Consider the following 16,418-nt stretch of genomic DNA (forward strand, 5'->3'; position numbering starts at 1 on the left):
GGCGCTCACCACTTAAAACGCTTAATCATATTTACGCCGAGTGCGTCCGCCTTCTTACGCACATTGTTCGCTTTCTTGAGCGTCTTCTTAACGGACTTAATAGCGGCGGTCTTCTTCGCAGCCTTACGTTTCTTCTCCGCTTCCATTGCGCGTACGGCGGCTTTTCGTTTAGCCTGAGCTTCTTTCTTTTGCTGCGGAACTCCCCGCTTAGTCACGCTCATGTTAACACCCTCCATATCACACCGACCCAAAACGTTAGAAACATGCGCCCCATCCATTTACCGTTATTGCCGACGATCGGCGAGACCATCATTCCGAGCGCACATACGATAATACCGAACGTTATAATTTCCGGAGAGTAAGCGTTTAATGCCGCGATGATTCCGGTCGCTGTCTCACCGAGAACGCGCGATATAAGTCCGGTTATTGTCTCCGTTATATTATCGATTACGCCACCGCCAATGTCCGGAAGTGCTGCGCCATTTATACGTATTATTATTGCGCCCACCTCCTATAACATCCGCAGCCAATTACGGATATCGACCGCATGGCGCACGATAATGTAACCGATGCTGCCGCCCATTAGAAACTCGATCGCCTTCGTACGGTTGCCGAACATCCATGTAATGCCAGCATATACGATGATGCCGACGCAGAGCCAATCGGCGATCCCGAGTACCGTTGAGAACACCGTTACCCACGTTGCTGACCCGGCCGCTACTGACGATGCGAATACGGTTTTAGGAATCAACGCGAGGTGAACGGTGGCGGCCGTTTTAGTTAACGGAGTCGGTACGTGAGGTGCGGTTATCTTTGGCGTGATAATACCGGATTGGAATGCGCCCCATTCGAGCGCAACGGTTTTAGTCATACGTATCATTCCTTTCGGATTGGATATACTAGGCGTAAATTTAACGCAAAGGAGTTGTTACTAATGGCGTTTGTTATCGGATTAATCGTCGGCGGCACTATCGGAGCGATCACGCTTCTGTTTTAATTCAGCGGTCATCGCGGCGTATAATATCGCTTTTACAAATCCGCTAAAGTTATCGCTGCCCCTATCCGTAGCCCATTCGAGTATCTTGCGTTGGTGTTTGTTGTCGACGTTGAAATTAACGCCCTTGCGTACGTACTTACTCACGATGACTACCGTTTCCTATCGGACGCATAGTTACCGGTTGAGTATTCGTTTGATTCGGCGGACTGTCTTCGGGTTTTGATTCCGCTACTAGTGCGGCTGTCTTCTTACGCTTCGAACGATCAACTTTCGGCGCTCCGCTGCGGCTCTTAATCTCCGCCGTCAACGTTTCAATCGCGCCAATTACTTCGAGTACTGCATCGTCAACATCGTCTGCTTCCGTAATGCCTTGCGCAAAGTCTGCGATCATCTCAGCGAGTATACCGACGGATACTTCACCAGCCATACGTTTCAATAACGCTTTGTTTACTAACGCTGCCACATTACCGCCTCCTACGTTTTACGTATGTTTGATGTTATGCGCAGTAGCTCGGTCTATATGTCGTCAAATTTTACGACATTTTTACGGGTAGACAACGAAAAGGAGCGCAGGTCTCCACCGTCGCTCCCAAAGCGCGGATCGCGTAGGCGACCGCTTTACCCCTAGCGTATGACGGCGGGCTTGTACGTTATTCCTACATATGTATTATGTTATTGTTGTAATTTACCAGGCATGATAATATGAGGAAAACGGAGGCGCGGAGGTTGGTTGAGATGTCAAAATTTCTAAGGTTTATAGGTTACGCGGCAATTGTTTGCTCCATTATTTTGGGAATCGTATATGGTATTAGAAAAGATCCGATACTTGAGGCGTTAAACATGGATGATGAGGGGTTTAGATGGATCGTAGCGGTTTATTGGTGGGTTAGTGGCATCATAACAGGGGCGCTCTTTATCGCATTTAGCACAGCGCTTGACTACCTTGAGGAGAATAACTCTTTCCTGCGCGAATTACTTAGCAGAACAGATACTCAAACTAATGAATCGGCCACTAACAAGACCAATGCTTATGCGAATTATACGGCAGAGGTCAGTCGTAAATATGGAGACTCAAAGCCCGCGACTAGCAAGTTAGAAGGGTACCAATTCAAAGCAAACGATTAATACACAAAAAAAAGGCGCAGCCCTAACGGATATACTCCGCTAAGACTGCGCCTCTGTTATTATGTTATTATTTTGTTATTAGTTCGCCGCTCGACGTACGTACAATCAGCGTCTTACACTTCGGACATTTCGCGCTTCCGCCCGGTAACAGAGTCGTACGTCCGCACGTAGGGCAATCGACTTTCTCCGCAGTTGCGGTCTGTTTAATTGCGATAACTATCGCGATGATTATCCCGACTACAACTCCGAGTACGATTACGCCTAAGAACATATACGTTCAGCCTCCGTTAATTTCCGTTATATCTTATTATCGGAGAGTTTCCGCATTTTGTAAATATGCGTATCCTATTCCGTCTTATCTTTGTTCGCTGCGTCAGAAATACCTTCCGCCAGCATATACGCAACGCACGCACCAACCGCTCCAATGACGCCAGTTACGTGAAGCACCGTATTATCTCCCGCGCCCGAAGCCGTAAGTACCGACGTTGCCAACGCAGCCAATAACGCCCAAAACTTCCGCGATGATAATTTGCGTAAGATATCGTTTTTGCTCATCGTATTATTTCGCCTCCTTTACGAATAACCCTGCGCGATCTAACAGCGTCACGAACCGATAGAAATCGTAGCTACCGTCCGCCGTCGTATCGATAAAGCCCGCCAGCTTAGCGTTAACACACGCCTGTGTTGCCCATACCGGAATTGCACCCAACTTTGCCTTGCCTTCGAGAGATTCAATCCGTTTAGCTTGCGCCTGAACAACCGCAGCCTGTTCCTCTACCGTTTTCTGTAACGCGCTAATCTGTTCCGCAATCATTGCGTCATCTCCTTCGATTAATTTCAGTATCGCGTTTATCTGCGCCTGTGTCGGACATTTTCCAGCGCGATATTGCGCCGTGGTTAATCCGAATGTCATTTCGAAATGCGGCAGGTCAAGGAACGTTTTCCAATCGCCGCCCCACGTAAAGCCGAGCGCCTTTGCCAGCGTAACTACTTCGTTCCAATCTGCTTTACCGTTTCGATTTACGTCTAGCTTCGTATCCCAAGATACGGATTTCCCATCGTTCGTAAGTAACGCGAAATCAATCGCTACGCCGAAGTTATGATTCGAATACCCTCCGCGCGCATTCGTTACGATACTTCCCGGCTTCGTGCGGCCCTGTTCGTATAGTGCGTTCTGCTCCGCAAATGTTCGTAGTCCTTGCGTAACAACAATCGGAATACCTAGCGCATATGACCGATCGATAAGCGCTTCGGCTGCCGCTTTGACACACGGAATAAGCCCGACCAACTTAGCGGCGGACTTCGCGCGTACTTGTTTAATTGTTAACGCCATATTTACGCAACATCCTTTCCATTAATACTCGATTTAATTTCGTGAACGTCTTGCGCCAGCCCTTCGTATTGACCTGCGAGCGCTTCGAATCGCGCCGTTAATCCTTCCGCTAACCGCATCAAGCGGTCTTCACGCGCGAGGGACTCCGTGTGCATCCGTTCGCGTTCCGTTTTAGCTTCCGTACTTATGCGTTCTTCACGTGCGCGAGCCTCGTCAGACATTCGGCGCATCTCTTTCCATAGGGTCCACGCGATGACTGCGGCTGCTACCGCAAATATTCCGTTCTTGGCGACCTCCGCCCAAAGTGATCCGTCCATTACGAAGCCGCCTCCGTTTCTGGCGCGAGATACTCCGCAAGTGCGCGGCCGATCTCGTCGTCGAGCGTTTGGAGTACGGATAGGCGGGATTCAGCGTTAGGTAGTGCGGCTAGGACTGCGCTAATCGTTGCGGCGAGTTCTGGCGCTGGGTTAGCGGTATCTATCGTACATTCGAGTAATGCGCGTACTTTCATATAACGTCTCCTCTACGTAAAAAGAGCCCCGCAATGGATGCGAGACTCTTCGTTATTTTGCGTTTATTTATTACCGTCGATTTCGGCGAGTTGCGCCTGTAGCGCTGCCCGTTCCTTTTCCCAAACATCGACCTGCGCCTTAAAGTCTGAATATGTCTCAGCGGCTCTTTTTCCGAGATCACCGTTATTAGCGAGTTCTTCCGCCTGCAATTTATACGTCGGTAGGATATCCGCTTTATATCCAGCGATCTGTTTATCATAGCGCGCGATTTCTGATACTATACGATCACGCTCCGTAATGCTATTGCCAGATGACGCAGTAGTCGTTTCGTCCATTATTATTTTCTTCCCCTCCACGGATAGCTTAGTTCCGGTAGCTTCTGAAACTGCACGTATAGGCGCGTACGCCGTGCCGTTAATAACTACAGCCTCCGCTAATTTCGATCCACCTTTTTCTATTACAAAGATACCTTGTACTTTCTGTCCTATTAAACTAGCGGAACCCGCGAAAACCGAAGCACCTGAAAATAAAAGCGCTCCGACGATTATACCGGAAATAAACTTTTTCATATGATGACCTCCGTAATAGTATTTACCTAATAGTACCATTACGTTAGGAGACTGGGAAGGTTCCGCCACCAGATGGAGTAAGAGTCGCACTTCCATGATTATGGTTTTGCAAGGTAACCGTATGCCCGTGTCCGATATTAGACTTTTTATTTAGCTCAGTCCATATTGCTGCTAATTCCTCCGCAAGTGTAGTAGCTCCGTTGTACAACCGCCCCCAACCTGCGATGATCACCTGTCCGGACGACGATGTAGATAATCTGATATTTGTTCCGCTCAGCGTCACGTCGGGATCTCCGCTTATAGTTAGCCCGGATGACGGTGAGTTATATAACGTAGACTGACGACCTCCTCCTGCATTAAATATGATCTTACTTAATCCTCCGTCAAATGCCGGAATCTGAATTCCGCTATCGGCGCTTGCATATACACTGAACGCAACACTTGTCGGATCGATCACTACACGCGGATAAACGGAGGCAGACGTCTGTATCTTAGCGCCCGTTATCGTACCGCCCGTTATGTCCGTACCAGTTATTGACGAGGCGCTTATATGCCCGCTAAAGTTACCGTCAACCGCGCTCATGATCCCGCCACTCGTTACCGTAAACATTCCGTTACCCACGTTAATCGACGAACCAACGATCGCGCCATTCGTAAAGTTGGACGATAAGATATTCGCAGAGTTTGCGGTCAGCTTATTGAGTACGACGTTGCCCGCCATATCCAAACGGAAAGGCGCGGAGTTGAAATCGTCATGCCCTGCGCTAATTCCGTTCGTATTAATCTTGACTACGTTATTACCGCTGCCGATAACCATCGATACGAAACTACCGAGTTGTCCCGCGATTACTTCCGCTGCTATTCCGGTCGCCGTCATCGCTATCCGTGCTGTAGCTCCGGCATCCGTCGTTAAGATAAGTCCGTTTGACGTCAGTATAACTTGATCGGATGGGTCCGTTTTCGACTGCAGGACGATTCCGCGCTCATCGTATTTAATCTCCGTCTTACTCGCGTTGATCTCATTGACCGCCAGCCGCGCGAACTCTTCGAATACTTCCGCACGAATCCGCCCACCGCTAAACACGTTCTCTATCGCACGCCGTCCCGCCTCCAAGTCCGCGAGTATTTGCGTATAGTCGCGTTTCATTACGTTCGCGACCGTAAGTTGCGTATGTTTATCGGGCGCATACGGATACTCCGTCATTTCCGTAATCCGCGCTGTGATGCCCGTTAAGCCGAGCGCAGGATCTACGAGCGTTACCGTATCACCGAGGCCCGGGCGCGCTTCTTGCTTATCGATCTTAAATAAATCCGCAGCGCTAACGGACACTTCTAGCGCCGGGACTTCGCGTTCAGCCAAGCGCAATCTCGCGGCAGCTACGAGCTTTAACGGATCGGTTACGTCTTGCTCCGTTAACAAGTCGTCGTAAAACGGCACACTATCCGAAGCCCACGCGTCAGCATACGGAGATACGAGGTAGTTAACGCGGAGGATTCCGTCAGTGATTGCGCCAGGTATCACGCTAAGCCGCGCCTGTTCCTCCGCGGTTAAAATCGACGCAGGCTGACCGATCCATGTCCGCGAGTCTTTCATTTCCGCATATAATCGCGTACATAATGACGCTGCGCTATCGGTAAAGGATGCCGCGATCAAATTGCGAGTTACTTGGATCCGGTAGTCCGATGCGGGATTACCGATCTTCTTGCGCAAATGTATCGTAAAATTATCCGGCTCAACCTCCGCGCCATATAAGTTAATGACAGCGTTGAGTGCTTCGAGACAGTTACCGCCGCCGAACGCTTTAACGTCCGCGAGGTCGAACGTATCATCGACGGAAATAGAAAAGCGCCCACCGGTTGCCGCCGAGATGAGCGCTGTTAATTGCGTGATATGGATTCCGTAAGCTTCGCGGATATATGAGGCGTACGGAAATTTATAGTCCGCGAGTTTAAAAAGGACATGGCTACATGTCACTTGTGCGGTAAGCTTGCGGTCTTCACGCGATCGTTCGCGCTTGTTAATTACGTAGTATTGACCGCGCTCGTCCATTACGTGACCTTTCAGCGGCAACTTATCGCGGAAATCATCGGACGTCATCGGGACGGCGAAAGTCAGCGTATAATCTGCGTTAATCCTCCGCGTTCGTGTGATATCGTATGCATCGCGTAGGATGCCGATGCGCTTGCGGAAACGGTCGTAAGATTGTAGTGCGTTAATCAAATGCGCGCCTCCTTTAATATAGATAACGGTCACGATGCGTAATGCGCGTTAGGATCTCACGAGCTGCTTCGTTATCCGCGTAGGTGACTTCGTTCAGTCCGAGTCCGAGTTCGAAGAAGTCTCCGTCGAGTAAGTGAATTGCGTTGACTCCGTTCAGCGTAATCGTCTGCTTCTTAACGTCGATGACGAGTTTATCACCGGGATTGAATCCGCCAGTAAACGCGAGCTTATCAACGTGCATATAACGGACTTTAGCGCTAAACTGCGTAGATGACCGGATGCCGGCCGTGTGTAGGCGTTCGCGGATCATTGTCGTGAGCAATTCCGTAGCTGACTCGAATACCGCGGAGGACGGGATGTCGCGCGTTGGGGCTCCGTTAAGTTGCGTCGCCGATTCGTAAACGAGGCCGACCGCGAAGTCAGCGTTTAGGCGCGCGGATACGGACGAGTCAGACGCGATCGTTACGTTAAAGAACGCTTGGATAACGTAGGGTCGATTGAAGGGCGCGCGATTGAATGCGCTGTGAAACGACATAGGCGTGCGTCTCCTTTCGTGTGGAATGCGTTAGCGAACGTAAAAAAGCCCGCGCGTATCAAGCGAAGGGCTTGCGTGAGTGATTGCGCGTTAGTGCGCAGTTTGGTCCTATTGTTCTTCGCTGTGCTTATATTTCGTAGCACCGTAAAGAACAAATATGACAGATAAATACTGCAACTTATGTCTTACAGCTGTGCCTGAGTTACTATCTATTATCGAATTAGCCCCAAGTCCAATTATGCAAAAAATCACAAATGCCCATAATAGGTGTTTGTTTTTAGTAATTTTACCTATCATTTTTCTTTTCCGCAGAACCACCACGGACATTGCCATGAGGAGAAGCCCTTCTATGGCAGATAAGGCTTGTGGTGTATTACTAACATCCCATAGAAAAGGAGAAAACAGAAAATAAATAAATCTCAATGGTAAATATAGTAGCACATCCAGCCATGAAGTATAGTTAAGAGATGTTAAATACGCAGCCCCACCATCAGCCCTATAATTCATTTCTCTAGTTATATAGTCTATGTCTAAATAACTTGAGTATCCCAAAGCATACATGGCCGCTACCGCCCCCAATACCCCAACGATTCCAACCATTATATAAATAGGTTTTAGATACGGATCAGATCTTTTGAAGAGAAAATAAAAAATGATTGGAGCTGCAACGACACTAATAATAACTGCATTTTGGGATCTGATCAAAGTATTGCCAATGATTAAGAGAAGGACATTCAAAAGTAGAGACGCCTTGGGCGTTTTTATCCACTTCAAGAAATTAAGAATAAATAAAACCATCAATAGAACCGCAAGAGAATCTCTCATATTCATTGCAGAAAACATGATGTGTGTGGGCCAAAATGCTATGAACGATGCCGATATAATTGCAGACTTCTTATCAAAAAGCAGATTTGCTATAGAGTATATGACCACTATTGTTAAAGTACCCCATAGTACGTTCAGTAGCATCATGAATATAGGATTATACCCAAATATATAATATACTGCTGTCGCCAAGAATGTATAATACCGAACATTCGGAGACTCTATAAAAGCTCCATCCCAAGAACCGCTATGCCAATTAACTAATAGATGCTGAGCTAACCCATCCCAACCTGAGTCGTACGTATAGGGAAGTATCCCAAAAAAACCAATTGCCATAAGAGTTATCAATCTCACGGCGAACCCCATATAGATTATTTTAGAAATATCTTTGTACCTTCCAGCCGTTAGGCTTATAAAGAAAACAATTAAAGTACACATCACTAAAAAAATAGATAGTGTTTTAATATTTTGGGAGTGCTCCAGGAACACCCCTCCCATATTATATCTCGCAATAAACAAGCCTGAGATACACGCGATCAAAAAACCGAACATAACTACAGTTATCTTTTTCCCTTGAATACTCACTTCATCACCGTCACTATAATTATTTAAATTACATTTTTTCTTACATCATTTTTAATTATAGGACGTTTTGTTTATTATCTCCATCTTTTTCTCCAACAATCACCATTTACAGTAAGTTTCAGTAAGTAATAATTACTCTGCACCGCCTTACCGCATAATAATATAGGCATCGCTAGCAGAGAAATAATTATCCTCTGGATCGCAATAGATGCCCCCCTGCTCTGTATTCATAGTTATTACTGCCAATTTAAATTTGGTCATGAGACTTCGCAACTCTTCCAAGAAAGCTTGTTCACTAATATTTTCACTCATATTTTTATCCTTATTTTGTGAAAAACTATCTTCAATATGAGTGGAAGAGCCACATTTTGTGCAATTTAGTCTAACGCCTGTCTTTAATTCGTCCCCGTCGTATTCATTAATATATTGTTTACAGAATGGGCAATTAACTTGTAGTTTTCTCATGATAAAACATCTCCTTAACAGTCTTCCGCATCTTTAAATTCTTCCAAAGTTCTCAGATATTCATACGCTTGCTTGTCCCACCGTAAAGAGTCATCTTCTGCTGATGGTGTAAATGAATGTAGCGTTTGTCTTATAACCTTTTTACCTTCCTCGCTCGCACTCTTACTCATATATACGTCAAGTTGAAAATAGAGGGCGTCTTTGTTTCCTGTGATATCTCCGATATTCAAATAAGCATTCTCCACTACAACGCCAGTGTCAAAATTTAAAGTCATTTTTAACGCCATCTTTATACCCCATTTCTTAATTAAATATGTTGCGTAACAACACATTGCCAAACTCTTGATGCTGGATCAATAGCGGCAGCAGTTATATTCCCAATACGAATACTGACAGTATCAACATCGCTCACATATGCGCCACCAAATATAAGTCCGTCCTCTGGTTTCCCAATGGGCGAAGCGTCCACCTTATCACCTAACTTAGCGCCCATGACAGTAATTGTCTGCTCAGCTGTGGAATGGGCTGGAATGGAAGGAAAGTCTATGGTTTTAAGTCCGCGCATATGACCAGCAATTGCTGTTCCGTTGTTAATTTTTAAACGCATGACTTCTCGGGTGATGATCCCTGCTCCGTTATGACTATCCTTTATGCTTGATGATGCAGAAGTACCCATCAACTTGTAATTAAGAGAACGGTCAGAACCGTCTACATATTCGTCCCAATATCCGCTTATAGATTGATTTAATCTATAAGTTCGTGATAAAGCGAATGGATCTTTAAAAAAGTAGGGAAGTTCAGAAAGGGCGCTTGTTGAACCCAAAGTAAGATTTGATGTGCCGTTGTTTACAACACCGTCATTGACTACACCGCCACGAGCGCCAAGAATGAGGTTTTGTTTAGAACCTGCATCCATAACAAATTCTCCGCCTATGTTTGCTTCTGTATATTGAGCCACAAACACATTGCTGACAGCTCCTGATAGTAGATGTACACCGGGTCCGTGGTTGTTTTGACATGCAACCCCTAAGAAAGTGTTAGCGTAAGCATTACCGAGCACTAATCCTCCTAACTGGTTTCCTCTTGCGTCTATGCTGAATAATATTCCTGCGTTTGTATCTGCCATTGGATCGTCGCTGTGAACATACATACCGTATCTGCCAGCGTCAAGAGTTATGATATTTGGTACGCGCCAGAGATTTGCGTTAACCCCAATACCTCCTCCAATTCTTAAATTATCTCTCCCCATCGAGTTGATAGATACGTCTATGCAACAGCGCGCTGCTTCAACACAAATACCGTCCCCGCCATTGCCAGGCAAACCGACAACACCAATTTTTTTTATGGATGAACCATTAGCTTTTAGTGTAATTGCATTAAAATCACCATCTTTAAGAATTGAAGAAGATGGATAAGAGCTTGGATTTACCGCATTAGTCGCATATCCCGAACCTTCTAAAGATGTTTGTTTAGTAAATACCAGTGGTGATCTAATCAAAGCTACACCGGGAACAATGATTGCTCCTCCTGCTGCGGGAAGTGCATCGTGTGCTGCCATAATCGCCGGAGCATCGTCAGTGACTCCATCCAGAGCAGCACCAAAAGAACGTATGTTAAGCGCAATATCCGCCAACTGCGCACTAACGCTCACCAATTCCGCGCTATGATCCGCCACATTCTCCCGCAGCGCATCCGCATCGTACGCCGTAAAGTACCGCGCCACTCCTACGCCGACTCCCCACGCCTTTGCCGCCGTCCCGCTAAATCCGCGCGTTACTCCCGTTAGTTCATTTCCGCTTTTACCTTCGTACCTTACCGTTTCCGCGCTCTCATCTACGCCAATCGTCGCAATATTCGGAGCGTCCGGTAATTTCGACGCATCGAGCAACGTAATTGTCGTCTGAATATCCGTAATTGCTGCCGATAGTTCCGTCGCTGGCGAATTTGCTGTGGCAGGAAACATTTCCATTTGCGCCATCTATTCGTTCCCCTCTCGTAATTACTGCGTGAATTTAACGGATGTACTCGATACCGCGAATCTCGGACGGTCGCCTACGAGTAATGTACGCGGATTATCGAGCGGTTTCGTCCACAAAAGACTTCCGCCAGTCGCCGCCGTACGTAATCCGATATGCGTTACGAGTCCCCAATCCGCAGTAGCAACGGGGAACACGACTTCTGCGGTATTTGCTACGGTTTGCTGTCCGCTAACGAGCGTCGGCGCTCCGAATGTAACCGCCTGCCGTGCATATGAGCCTCCGCTTACCTCCGTTCCGGTATCCGCCGCCGTTGGGTCCGATTTATATAGCGCAATGTAAACGGTAGCCGGTCCGGTAAACGCCGTATTGCGTAAAGCTGCGTTAAGTAGCGCCGCGCTCAGATAGTTCGAAATTTGCATCGCCATTATTCGTTTCCTCCTATTATTGCGCTAAGATCGCGCGGTTTGATCAACGCAAAAAAGGCCCGGCATAATTGCCGAACCCTCCGCGTTTCCTTCGTTTAATCTTCGAGCGTATACTCGTTCGTTAGCGTAAATCCGTTAACTGTCGTAACTCCCGTATTCGCCATCGTAATAACTGGTCGCGCCCTCACATCCGCTTCCGACTCGATCGCCACCGCTTGCCATGACGCATCTATCGTATACTCCGTAAGCACTTCGCTTCCGGTCGGCCACGGATCATTCATGCGCAGATTAACGTCAATCAAACGCGATCCTGTTGCACCGAGCGCGAGCGTACCTGCGTAAGTAGCTACGTAGTACTTGCCGGGCATGTCCGCAAACTCTAGCGTAATCTCTCCGCGTTTAGCGTTAAACGTCCGCGCTAGATACGCTAATGTCCGATGAAACTCCGCAGCCGATGACGTAATCTCGAACGTTAGTCCGATCGTACGCGGTCCATAGGAAGCGCCGAAATCAACGACGCCGTCTGTATTCGCGAGCTTGACCGTATTGTCTTCGGTTTCTGGCAAGACAGGTAAGTTACGTTCATATAGCGCGGCTCCGTACTCCGATAACCAAACGCCATTTACCGCTACGTCGTACGAAAAAGACGTAGTCATTACTCCTTCACCCCCATCGATGCTAATCGGCTGACTGCGCGCGCTTTTTCATCATAATACATACCGATATCTGCCTTACCTGTCAGCGTCACATTCTCCGCTCCCATATCAATGTTATTCGTAATATAAGTCGGGGCTGCCGGAGATTGCGCAACCATCCGCGGATTTGATACAGCGTCCCATAACGTAGCTTGCATTGCGGCGGTCAACACCATTTCGCCTCCGTGTACTATCGCAGGAACCGCCTCACCTACCGCGCCTTGGACGATGCCCCCGACCTTAAACGCCTGCAGTTTACCGGTATCTACGCCTATTCCGTACAGATCGCGAATCGCTTGATTCTCCGTTTGCAAACGCGACATCTCCGTTGTATTACCGGACTTCTTCGCCACGTCATATGCGTCCTTATTCGAGTTGTAGCGCGCCAAATCTGCTGCCTTTTTCGACTCCGCATTAATCTGTGTAATCGACGCCATCTTTGCGCGATACTCTGTCAGGAATCCGTCGAGCTCCGTAAGGATCGTATTATTCGCGCTGCCACTTGCGCTAACACGATACGCTGCGATTCCGTCCTCTATCGACTTGATATCGCCTGAGTACGCATCAAATGCCGCCGTTAATGCGTCGTACTGCGCTTCGGCTGCGGTCTTCTCCGCTTCGTACGCTTTCGTCTTCGCATCCTTTTCGTCCTTAAGCGCGTCTTGCTGATCCGCGAGCGTACGGTCGGTTAATTCGCGGTCGTGTTCGAGTTGCATGCGCGCGATCTCTTTAAGAAGTGCGTCACGCTCCGCTATTCCTTCCGGACCGACCGCGCTCGATAATTCCGCTAAGCGCGTTTGCTTCTCCGCTAATTGCGTCGCGTAGTCGGCGTCAACATTAAGCTCTTTGTTGGCGTCACGTAAGCGCTGGATAGCGTCAATCCGCGCGTCATAATCGGCTAACGCGGCGTCCTTACGTTCTTCGATCGCCTTGAGTTCCGCGTCTTTTGCGTCCTTAATTGCGGCTTTCTGCGTCTTAACGAGATCGGTCGCGAGATCCTGCGTCAGCTTCGTAAGAGATTTACGAAGGTTGTAGAGTTGTTCGTCAGCCTGCGCGTAATACTCCGAGTCCTTCGAATACTGTTCGCGTAGCTTTGTCCACTCCTCGATTTTGTATGCTGTGACATCCGCCTCTGCCGCGCCAGAGTCTTCGAGCCTACGTACTTCTTTCGCGATTAAATCCACGCGTTTATCATACGTGTCCTTTGTCTCTTTTACCGTAGCTGACGCGAGGTCCTTACGGGCTTGGCGCGCTTTCTCGTCCGCCTGCTTATAGTACTCGGAGTCCTTTTCGTAGCGTCCACGAACGTTTTGCCACAGGTACAGCTTTTGGTTAGCGATCTCGCGTTCCGTCTTGCCCGCGTCTTCCATACGGCGTGTTTCCTGTTCGATCGCGGTCGTCGAGAATTCAAATCGCGACTGTACGGTGTCTTCTCCGAGCCGCTTAAGTTGGAGAGCTAACGTCCGCGCATCGTCTACGGACTCCTTTAAGAACGTAGCGTGTTTCTTCTTAAGCGCATCATATTTCGCTATCTGTTGATCCGCCGTCATATCGTAGAAATCCGCTTGGAACTGGACGGTCTTTAGTTCTGCTTCGTATGCTGCCTTACGCATTTCAGCAGCGAGTTCCGCCGGAGTTTTACCCGTCTTTTCCTTCTTCTCCTTCGCGGCTTTCGGAGCTTTCGGAGCATCTGGCGTGATGATATCCTTCGTGAACGTTTGGGTTCCCGTTTCAACCTCGGCTGCCAGCTTTTCGAGATCACGAGCTGCGTCGGAATACTTCTGTTGCTCTTTAAGCGCGTCGTCTTGTTGCTTTTCAAGTTCTTTAGATGCTCCGGACCCCACCATCATCTCCAGCGCGCCATTAGTCACGATGTCCATAACGTTGCCCGACTTTTTGCGTTTGTCAGCCTCCGCCTTTGCCGCCATATCTTCCTCAAAAGTTCCTGCCTTTGTACCGGATACGGCTGCCATCGCCTTTATTAGCCGCGTGTAGTTATCAATTTGCGTCTGTATTGATTTCGCTACCGCTTCACTTTCTTTAGCAGAATTACGTATACGCGCCACGCTGTTATCGGCGGCCGTGTCTGTAAAACGCTTGTCCGTCGCAATTTGGTCGATAATTACATCGATGTTACTAGCGCGAATTCTTCCGTCCTCGCCTTGTTGAGCGTTCAATTCCGGATACTGCTCGACTAACTTCTGCGTAATATCAACGAGGCGGCTTTTCTGCGATGCGTCCAGATCCTGCGCTGCGTTAAGCGTTTTAAATTCCGCAGCCATTGCGGACATTTCCTTTAGCGTCTGCTTTTTCGTAGCAAGGGCTGCATACTCCGCTTTATCCTGAGCGGATATCGCGATAACACCTTTATCTATGACCGCGTTCATTTCTCCGAGCTTCTGCGTCGCATTCTCTACGCCAGTGTAACCGAGGTCTTCGAGCTTATCGTCGAGTATACTGATTGCATCGATAATATCGGGAAGTTCCGTATACATTTCCGGAAGTGCTGTGCCTGCCTTTTGAGCCGCCTGAAGCTCGTTTAACCGCTCTTGTAGCCGCGCGCGTTCCGCGAGGACAGGCGTTAGCTCCTCCGTTTTCGCCTTCAACTCTTCGACATCCGCAGCCGTGCGATCAATATCCCGCTTATTTAATACCGCGTTAAGATCTGACTGAGCCTTCGCGAGTTCCTTCGTAGCATTAGCGGCTTCTGATTGCGCAGTCTTTAGGTAGGCGAAACCTCCCGCTAACGCGCCGACGGCTAACGTAATCCAGCCGATAGGTCCCGCCGCAAGCTGCATCTCCTTCAAACCGGCCGCAATGAGCTTGAGAAGTGGCGGTACAGTCGCGAGTATTGCAACGAGTCCTAATACACCGACCGAACTCGCAGCAGCAGCAGAAACAAGCGCTTTGTTCTCGGTGGTAAACTCAGCGAGCGCAATGATTGTCGGAGTCAACGTTTCGAGCACGGTTTTAAACAGTGGTGTGAACGCTTGTCCGAAAGCTACCGTCGCTTCATCCGTGGCAGCAGTAAACCGCGCCTGTGTGCCGGTAAAATCCTGCATCGCTTGGTCCGCATTTCCGGTGAATATCGCGCCCTCGTTGATAAATCCGTTATATGCGGCCTGGATCTTCTGCGCATCGGTCAATCTGCCCGCCGTCGTTCCGATCGTTCGTGCGTATTCCTTTTGCATAACGGATAGATTCTTCGTAACGCCGACCGCATCAGACAGTACCGAGTTACCGTTCTTGATACCATCAAGTGACGCTTGGATAGCGCCGCCCATTGTGTAGAAGGATTGTCTATTGTAGGCTGCTGAATCCGCGAGGGAGTTAATGAGCTTTGTAGACTGCTCCAACCCTAAACCGGTTGACATGGCGGTTTTATACGCTAATACCGATTCGGTCAGAGATAAGAACCCACGCTTGGCTAAATCCTGCGCGGCCTGTTGCGCATCTTTCGTCTGAACTCCGAAGCCCTTTGCCACAGCGTTTAAACCTTGAAAAGCGTTGTACAGCTTCGTAGCTGCGTCAACCGCTTGCTTCATCTCGGAAACGAGCTTCGTAAGGGCCGCGCCTGCACCTATCCCGGCTAACGCGGAAGACATATCGCGCATGCCGTCCGCACCGCGTCTGCTTTGATCTTCGAGTTCCTGTATCCGCCGCCTCGCTTCGTCTAAGTTACGCCGAAACTCCGCTATATCAAGCGTAATCCGCGCCTGAATTTCACCTACGTTTGTACCGCCCGTACTCATCTTAGCGCCCTCCTTACTGCATCCGCGATAAACTGTTTATATATCCGTTCATTCGTTCGGAGTGGTCGCGATAAGAACTTTGGACGAGTGCCGGGCGTTGTCGGATTCTTATACTCGCCCATCTCGTGTACACGTAGCGCATAATTAAAGCGCGCACCAGAGGAACCCGTTTCCGTTGCGGAGTAAAATACCTCACCGTATATCCGACCGTCCCTATTTACGACTTCCTTGCCGGCTGTCATCCGCAATGTGCCAGTATCTAACGGAGCCTCATTACGTGATGCCGCGAGTAGGTGGTCGGTAGCGTCATGTAATCCGACGGTCGCCCCGTCGAGTACTCGCGTTTTCTGACGCTCTAAAAACTGACGTAGCGCCGCCGTTTCCATCCGAAAATCCATCC

At 48.6% G+C, this 16,418-nt stretch carries 22 protein-coding genes; 1 reads left to right on the plus strand and 21 read right to left on the minus strand.

Going from position 1 to position 16,418, the window contains the following annotated elements; genetic code table 11:
• Nucleotides 1-5: 5 nt before the first annotated feature.
• The 5 genes from MKX34_RS23725 to MKX34_RS23745 all read right to left on the minus strand — a co-directional run bounded on the left by MKX34_RS23725 (nt 6) and on the right by MKX34_RS23745 (nt 1,460).
• Nucleotides 6-221, minus strand: coding sequence for a hypothetical protein (locus MKX34_RS23725; RefSeq protein WP_076297433.1), 216 nt, complete (start codon nt 219-221; stop codon nt 6-8).
• A complete protein-coding gene (locus MKX34_RS23730) occupies nt 218-508 on the minus strand; it encodes a hypothetical protein (protein ID WP_076297434.1) in 291 nt (96 codons plus the stop codon). The genes MKX34_RS23725 and MKX34_RS23730 overlap by 4 nt, the downstream gene beginning before the upstream one ends.
• Nucleotides 509-511: 3 nt before the next feature.
• Entirely contained in the window at nt 512-691 is a 180-nt protein-coding gene (locus tag MKX34_RS23735; RefSeq protein WP_256717672.1) for a glycosyltransferase, read from the minus strand.
• A 261-nt stretch (nt 692-952) separates the two neighbouring features.
• The gene (locus MKX34_RS23740; RefSeq protein WP_076297435.1) at nt 953-1,141 is read right to left on the minus strand and encodes a hypothetical protein; all 189 of its coding nucleotides are present in this window, start codon (nt 1,139-1,141) and stop codon (nt 953-955) included.
• Nucleotides 1,134-1,460, minus strand: coding sequence for a hypothetical protein (locus tag MKX34_RS23745; RefSeq protein ID WP_076297436.1), 327 nt, complete (start codon nt 1,458-1,460; stop codon nt 1,134-1,136). Before MKX34_RS23745 ends, MKX34_RS23740 begins: the two co-directional genes overlap by 8 nt.
• Before the next feature lie 272 nt (nt 1,461-1,732).
• Here MKX34_RS23745 and MKX34_RS23750 point away from each other — a divergent pair, with 272 nt between their 5' ends.
• Nucleotides 1,733-2,122, plus strand: coding sequence for a hypothetical protein (locus MKX34_RS23750; protein WP_143763781.1), 390 nt, complete (start codon nt 1,733-1,735; stop codon nt 2,120-2,122).
• Between the two features lie 67 nt (nt 2,123-2,189).
• Here MKX34_RS23750 and MKX34_RS23755 read toward each other — a convergent pair whose 3' ends face one another.
• The 16 genes from MKX34_RS23755 to MKX34_RS23830 all read right to left on the minus strand — a co-directional run bounded on the left by MKX34_RS23755 (nt 2,190) and on the right by MKX34_RS23830 (nt 16,416).
• Complete coding sequence (locus tag MKX34_RS23755; protein WP_076297438.1) at nt 2,190-2,393, minus strand: hypothetical protein; 204 nt, start codon at nt 2,391-2,393, stop codon at nt 2,190-2,192.
• A 74-nt stretch (nt 2,394-2,467) separates the two neighbouring features.
• A complete protein-coding gene (locus tag MKX34_RS23760) occupies nt 2,468-2,677 on the minus strand; it encodes a hypothetical protein (RefSeq protein ID WP_036679181.1) in 210 nt (69 codons plus the stop codon).
• A gap of 4 nt (nt 2,678-2,681) precedes the next feature.
• Nucleotides 2,682-3,455: a M15 family metallopeptidase gene (locus tag MKX34_RS23765; RefSeq protein WP_076297439.1), complete on the minus strand. Its 774-nt coding sequence runs from the start codon at nt 3,453-3,455 to the stop codon at nt 2,682-2,684.
• Between the two features lie 2 nt (nt 3,456-3,457).
• A complete protein-coding gene (locus tag MKX34_RS23770; protein ID WP_076106883.1) occupies nt 3,458-3,772 on the minus strand; it encodes a hypothetical protein in 315 nt (104 codons plus the stop codon).
• Nucleotides 3,772-3,966, minus strand: a complete 195-nt coding sequence (locus MKX34_RS23775) for a hypothetical protein (protein WP_076297440.1) — start codon at nt 3,964-3,966, stop codon at nt 3,772-3,774. The genes MKX34_RS23770 and MKX34_RS23775 overlap by 1 nt, the downstream gene beginning before the upstream one ends.
• Before the next feature lie 63 nt (nt 3,967-4,029).
• The gene (locus MKX34_RS23780; protein ID WP_076297441.1) at nt 4,030-4,536 is read right to left on the minus strand and encodes a hypothetical protein; all 507 of its coding nucleotides are present in this window, start codon (nt 4,534-4,536) and stop codon (nt 4,030-4,032) included.
• Nucleotides 4,537-4,579: 43 nt separating this feature from the next.
• A complete protein-coding gene (locus MKX34_RS23785; protein WP_076297442.1) occupies nt 4,580-6,757 on the minus strand; it encodes a phage tail protein in 2,178 nt (725 codons plus the stop codon).
• Nucleotides 6,758-6,770: 13 nt separating this feature from the next.
• A complete protein-coding gene (locus MKX34_RS23790; protein ID WP_179089329.1) occupies nt 6,771-7,067 on the minus strand; it encodes a phage tail domain-containing protein in 297 nt (98 codons plus the stop codon).
• Nucleotides 7,068-7,400: 333 nt separating this feature from the next.
• Complete coding sequence (locus MKX34_RS23795; protein WP_076297444.1) at nt 7,401-8,702, minus strand: glycosyltransferase family 39 protein; 1,302 nt, start codon at nt 8,700-8,702, stop codon at nt 7,401-7,403.
• 147 nt (nt 8,703-8,849) lie between these two features.
• A complete protein-coding gene (locus MKX34_RS23800; RefSeq protein WP_076297445.1) occupies nt 8,850-9,167 on the minus strand; it encodes a hypothetical protein in 318 nt (105 codons plus the stop codon).
• Between the two features lie 14 nt (nt 9,168-9,181).
• Nucleotides 9,182-9,454: a hypothetical protein gene (locus MKX34_RS23805; RefSeq protein WP_143763782.1), complete on the minus strand. Its 273-nt coding sequence runs from the start codon at nt 9,452-9,454 to the stop codon at nt 9,182-9,184.
• 20 nt (nt 9,455-9,474) lie between these two features.
• Nucleotides 9,475-11,145, minus strand: a complete 1,671-nt coding sequence (locus MKX34_RS23810; RefSeq protein ID WP_076297447.1) for a hypothetical protein — start codon at nt 11,143-11,145, stop codon at nt 9,475-9,477.
• Between the two features lie 21 nt (nt 11,146-11,166).
• The gene (locus MKX34_RS23815; RefSeq protein ID WP_076297448.1) at nt 11,167-11,571 is read right to left on the minus strand and encodes a hypothetical protein; all 405 of its coding nucleotides are present in this window, start codon (nt 11,569-11,571) and stop codon (nt 11,167-11,169) included.
• A gap of 95 nt (nt 11,572-11,666) precedes the next feature.
• Nucleotides 11,667-12,227 (minus strand): phage tail domain-containing protein, encoded by a 561-nt coding sequence (locus tag MKX34_RS23820; protein ID WP_076297449.1) that lies wholly within the window; start codon nt 12,225-12,227, stop codon nt 11,667-11,669.
• The gene (locus tag MKX34_RS23825) at nt 12,227-16,018 is read right to left on the minus strand and encodes a hypothetical protein (RefSeq protein ID WP_076297450.1); all 3,792 of its coding nucleotides are present in this window, start codon (nt 16,016-16,018) and stop codon (nt 12,227-12,229) included. Before MKX34_RS23825 ends, MKX34_RS23820 begins: the two co-directional genes overlap by 1 nt.
• On the minus strand, nt 16,015-16,416 hold the full coding sequence (locus tag MKX34_RS23830; protein ID WP_076297451.1) for a hypothetical protein: 402 nt from the start codon (nt 16,414-16,416) through the stop codon (nt 16,015-16,017). Before MKX34_RS23830 ends, MKX34_RS23825 begins: the two co-directional genes overlap by 4 nt.
• Between the last annotated feature and the right edge of the window lie 2 nt (nt 16,417-16,418).

Origin of the sequence: Paenibacillus sp. FSL R5-0636, assembly GCF_037974255.1 — a bacterium.
GTDB lineage: Bacteria > Bacillota > Bacilli > Paenibacillales > Paenibacillaceae > Paenibacillus_AQ > Paenibacillus_AQ odorifer.

Excerpts from the sequence above, each read along its gene's own strand:
- MKX34_RS23765 (WP_076297439.1), bottom strand. The coding sequence starts at position 3,455 with ATGGCGTTAACAATTAAACAAGTACGCGCGAAGTCCGCCGCTAAGTTG.
- MKX34_RS23790 (WP_179089329.1), bottom strand. The coding sequence starts at position 7,067 with ATGATCCGCGAACGCCTACACACGGCCGGCATCCGGTCATCTACGCAG.
- MKX34_RS23750 (WP_143763781.1), top strand. The coding sequence starts at position 1,733 with ATGTCAAAATTTCTAAGGTTTATAGGTTACGCGGCAATTGTTTGCTCC.
- MKX34_RS23805 (WP_143763782.1), bottom strand. The coding sequence starts at position 9,454 with ATGGCGTTAAAAATGACTTTAAATTTTGACACTGGCGTTGTAGTGGAG.
- MKX34_RS23725 (WP_076297433.1), bottom strand. The coding sequence starts at position 221 with ATGAGCGTGACTAAGCGGGGAGTTCCGCAGCAAAAGAAAGAAGCTCAG.
- MKX34_RS23755 (WP_076297438.1), bottom strand. The coding sequence starts at position 2,393 with ATGTTCTTAGGCGTAATCGTACTCGGAGTTGTAGTCGGGATAATCATC.
- MKX34_RS23770 (WP_076106883.1), bottom strand. The coding sequence starts at position 3,772 with ATGGACGGATCACTTTGGGCGGAGGTCGCCAAGAACGGAATATTTGCG.
- MKX34_RS23830 (WP_076297451.1), bottom strand. The coding sequence starts at position 16,416 with ATGGATTTTCGGATGGAAACGGCGGCGCTACGTCAGTTTTTAGAGCGT.
- MKX34_RS23815 (WP_076297448.1), bottom strand. The coding sequence starts at position 11,571 with ATGGCGATGCAAATTTCGAACTATCTGAGCGCGGCGCTACTTAACGCA.
- MKX34_RS23780 (WP_076297441.1), bottom strand. The coding sequence starts at position 4,536 with ATGAAAAAGTTTATTTCCGGTATAATCGTCGGAGCGCTTTTATTTTCA.
- MKX34_RS23810 (WP_076297447.1), bottom strand. The coding sequence starts at position 11,145 with ATGGCGCAAATGGAAATGTTTCCTGCCACAGCAAATTCGCCAGCGACG.
- MKX34_RS23775 (WP_076297440.1), bottom strand. The coding sequence starts at position 3,966 with ATGAAAGTACGCGCATTACTCGAATGTACGATAGATACCGCTAACCCA.
- MKX34_RS23760 (WP_036679181.1), bottom strand. The coding sequence starts at position 2,677 with ATGAGCAAAAACGATATCTTACGCAAATTATCATCGCGGAAGTTTTGG.
- MKX34_RS23820 (WP_076297449.1), bottom strand. The coding sequence starts at position 12,227 with ATGACTACGTCTTTTTCGTACGACGTAGCGGTAAATGGCGTTTGGTTA.
- MKX34_RS23825 (WP_076297450.1), bottom strand. The coding sequence starts at position 16,018 with ATGAGTACGGGCGGTACAAACGTAGGTGAAATTCAGGCGCGGATTACG.
- MKX34_RS23800 (WP_076297445.1), bottom strand. The coding sequence starts at position 9,167 with ATGAGAAAACTACAAGTTAATTGCCCATTCTGTAAACAATATATTAAT.